The sequence below is a fragment of the Desulfobacula sp. genome (assembly GCF_021107415.1).
In genome coordinates, this window is the sequence record NZ_JAIOSW010000125.1 from 1 (window position 1) to 3,762 (window position 3,762).

The 3,762-nt window shown below is 38.9% G+C and carries 5 protein-coding genes and 1 riboswitch; of the genes, 4 read left to right on the forward strand and 1 reads right to left on the reverse strand.

The window, feature by feature from the left end; genetic code table 11:
• On the reverse strand, positions 1-899 hold an 899-nt coding region (locus K8S13_RS06665), incomplete at its 3' end, for a hypothetical protein (protein WP_291461409.1).
• A gap of 81 nt (positions 900-980) precedes the next feature.
• Positions 981-1,053: riboswitch (cyclic di-GMP riboswitch) on the reverse strand.
• 424 nt (positions 1,054-1,477) lie between these two features.
• Between K8S13_RS06665 and K8S13_RS25615 the strand changes: the two genes are divergently transcribed.
• The 4 genes from K8S13_RS25615 to K8S13_RS06680 all read left to right on the forward strand — a co-directional run.
• Positions 1,478-1,702, forward strand: a complete 225-nt coding sequence (locus K8S13_RS25615) for a DUF4143 domain-containing protein (protein ID WP_367172541.1) — start codon at positions 1,478-1,480, stop codon at positions 1,700-1,702.
• Between the two features lie 139 nt (positions 1,703-1,841).
• Entirely contained in the window at positions 1,842-2,234 is a 393-nt protein-coding gene (locus K8S13_RS06670; RefSeq protein ID WP_291461410.1) for a universal stress protein, read from the forward strand.
• 14 nt (positions 2,235-2,248) lie between these two features.
• Positions 2,249-2,926: a metal-dependent hydrolase gene (locus K8S13_RS06675; protein ID WP_291461412.1), complete on the forward strand. Its 678-nt coding sequence runs from the start codon at positions 2,249-2,251 to the stop codon at positions 2,924-2,926.
• Between the two features lie 33 nt (positions 2,927-2,959).
• Positions 2,960-3,762: metalloregulator ArsR/SmtB family transcription factor (locus tag K8S13_RS06680; RefSeq protein WP_291461413.1), on the forward strand; the 803-nt coding region annotated here is incomplete at its 3' end.

The window sequence follows — 3,762 nt, forward strand, 5'->3', positions numbered from 1 at the left end:
GATGTATCATTAAAATGTTCTGAGGCCAAAAGACTAATTCCTGCATTGGAACCAGAACCCCACGATGTTCCACCATAGCCTTTTCCACCAAAGTAATTCAGTAAATCATGCTCTTGAACTGCTGTTGGGGCTGTAGATGTTCCTCTCGCCTTTCTTCCTAAATACATGGGAGACGAGAACTGGCTGTCTCCATATGCCGAAGAATAATAAGATACCGCTGTGTTTTCATCACTTATCTCAAGCTTGCTGATGGGATTTATTGTGCCTATACCCACGTTACCGGTTACTTGCTGAATGACCAACGCATCTTCTGCATTATAGGCTCCGATGCGGACCCCGGAATCGTAAACGGCCTTGATGTAATTTCCGTAATCCCCCAGGTAAACCGTCCCTTCCTCCCCCGTGGCATCAAAGCTGCCGGCACCCTGCACCAGCAGGTTATTGAGATCAAGATCAACCATGCCCTCGTCTGCGCTGAGAAAAGCAGTAGAGTCGATACCGTCCAGAGTATCGGCATGAAAGGCATAGGCAGTACTTATCAGGCGCTGACGCGGGGTCAGTATCTCCCAGGCAGCTTCATCTGGATTGTAGATCTCAACTTCAATACCCACAAAAGGAACAGAAAAGATATCTTCAGAGAGTGGCACGACTGCGCCAAGATTGACATTAAAAATGCCATCGGTTATCAGAACATTCTGTTCCTCACTCCAAAGTTTATTTCCACCAGTGAGGTCATCATAGAGATGAAACTTCATGTCATAGTTTGCATTTAAGGAATTACCGTCTGTATCGGTTGCTTTCCCCTGAAAATTTATCTGCCCCGGCACCTGTGCATGGGATGCCAATGGAAATAGTACCAGCAGCAGCAATATGCCTGTAATGAATGTAAATTTTTTCATCTGCTTCACCTTTACTTCCCCCTTTAGAATTTGTTTATAATATCAAATTGGTGGGCTCATAAATAAAAAACCGAGATGCTCAATGGCAACCCGGCTATCTTTAAGACCCGTGGTATTCCGTCCCTGCTTCTCAACAGGTTTGGCTTTATCTTTGTTTGCTATAATGCATGCAAGAAATATACCATGTTTTTACAATATCATGAACCCCATTTTTTAATACTTTTAGAGCTTTATAGGGGTTTTTACCTATGAAATAAATGTAATAAAATAAGAAAAAAATGTAACAATTGTGGGTAAATTTTTACCCATCAACGGAAACGGACGACTCAAATCACCCGGACTGATTGAACTAAATCAAAAATCTGTATATTGGAGTAACTGGTTTTATGAAATGCCAAATTAAAATTCATTTTATATGGCGGGTATCCTAAAACTCATAATCTGAAAACCAGACAGGCCGGATTACTATGGTTTAAAAATTATGTCAGCACTTATATTGAAAGAGACCTGAGGGATCTGGCCCAGGTCGGTGATATTGATACATTTCAACACGTATATCGGCTGATTGCGTTTTATTCCTGAAACATTATGAACATGAAGGGGCTTTTGTATATTACTGGCGTACAAATAACGGTGCTGAGGTCGATTTTGTAATTGAATATCAAGATAAATTGATCCCCATTGAGGTCAAGGGCGGAGTTCAGATCAAAAAGCAGTCTCTTCGCGGTATGAAGAGCTTTATTGAATCCCAGACAAAGAGAGGGTACCCTTTGGCATTGTTCTTTACAGAGGCGACAATGTAATCTATCTTGACCGGAATATTATAGGTATTCCTTTAGCGTCAGTTTTTTAAATAAATGTATTGAAAATCCTGATAAAATTATCCTATTATCTGTAGTGATCAATGAATGATTATTTATAATAAAAAACGAGGTATTAACAATGAAGATTCTGGTGGGCTACAAAGGAACCGATGTTGGTAGAGATTTGATGGATATTGCAGTTGAACATGCAAAAGCTTTTGATGGTGAAATTCTGATTGTAACCTCTATGATCGGTGGGGATAAGTCAGAAATGCAGAAATTCACCGATGCGGAAAAAAATCTTGAACAGGCAAAGGTATATTTTGATGATTATGGGATTAAAAGCGAAACACATTTGCTGGTTCGCGGTCTTGAAGCGGGAGAAGATATTGTAAGGTTTGCCAAAGAAAAGAATGTTGACGAAATTATTATGGGGGTTAGAAGCCGTTCAAAGGTTGGAAAACTGATTTTTGGATCCACGGCACAAGCTGTTATACTTGAAGCCCATTGCCCTGTTTTGACCGTAAAATAAATAAGGAGATTGATATGAAGCTAAAATACTTTTCACATTCTTCTTTTTTAATCACACTGGATAATGGTACCAGGCTTTTAATCGACCCTTTTCTTGATGGAAACCCCACTTCGCCTGTTATTGCAGCTGATGTTGAAGCAGACTATATTTTGCTTACCCATGGTCATGGAGATCACTTTGGTGATACCTTAAGTATTGCTAAAAGATGTGATTCCCTGTGTATTTGTGAAAATGAACTTGCCACATATATTGAATCAAAAGGTGTAAAAGCACATAATATGCATATTGGCGGTGCCCATTCATTTGATTTCGGAAAAATTAAATTAACCCAGGCGCTGCACAGTTCTGTTACACCGGATAAAGAGTGTGTTGGTTCCGCCACAGGCATTATCATATTTATCCAGGATAAAATTATCTACCATATGGGAGATACCGGCTTATTCTTGGATTTAAAACTGATTGGTGAATTGCATCCAATCGATTATTTACTTGTTCCCATTGGTGATAATTTTACCATGGGTATTGACGATGCTGTCAAAGCCTGCTCTTTTGTTAAGCCAAAGTGTGCAATTCCAATACATTACAATACTTTTGACGTGATAAAGGTTGATCCGGACTCTTTTAATAAAAAGCTTGAAAAGATAAACATAAACTGTCAGGTTCTTAAATTCGGGCAGGAGATAACTCTATAATACCATAGGATAATTTTTTAAAATTTTTGTGTGATGGAACTGATTAAATGCTTTAAGGCACTTTCTGATAAGACCCGTCTTCGGCTGCTATACGTGTTGCAGCAGTATGAACTTAATGTGAATGAAATTGTTCTGGTTGTGGATATGATACAGTCCGGTGTTTCAAGGCATTTGAAAATACTTATGGAATCGGGACTTTTAACCTCTCGAAGAGATGGAAGTTTTATCTACTATTCTGCCGTAAAAAATACTGTAGTAAAGACGTTCATTTCTTTGGTTGATCAAAGTATTGAAAAAGAAGATATTATTGGTCAGGATTTGGAAAAAGCCCGGGAAATGATCAAAATTCGTCAAAATAGAACAAAACGGTTCTTTAAAACAGTAGCACCCCAGTGGGATCGATTGAAAAAAGAGGTGTTAGGCAATTTTGATTTGAATTCCATGATTAAAAAAAAACTATCTTTTCATGGAAATATTTCAGATCTTGGGTGCGGGACAGGAGAGCTCATTGAAATACTGTCTGAAAAAACATCGCATAAGCTGATTGGCATAGACGCTTCTCCTGAGATGTTGGAGCAGGCAAGGTTAAGGCTTTCGGGTAAGAACAATGCCGAGTTAAGATTGGGTGAACTTGAACATCTTCCAATGAAAAATCAAGAAATTGATACAGCAATACTGAATATGGTGTTACACCATATCTCGCAGCCTGAACTGCCAATCACTGAAGTTTTTCGGGTACTCAAGCCAAAAGGCCAATTTATCCTGGCTGATTTTGAAAAACACGATCAGGAAAAAATAAAAGAGATCATAGGTGGATCATGGCTTGGATTTGAAAA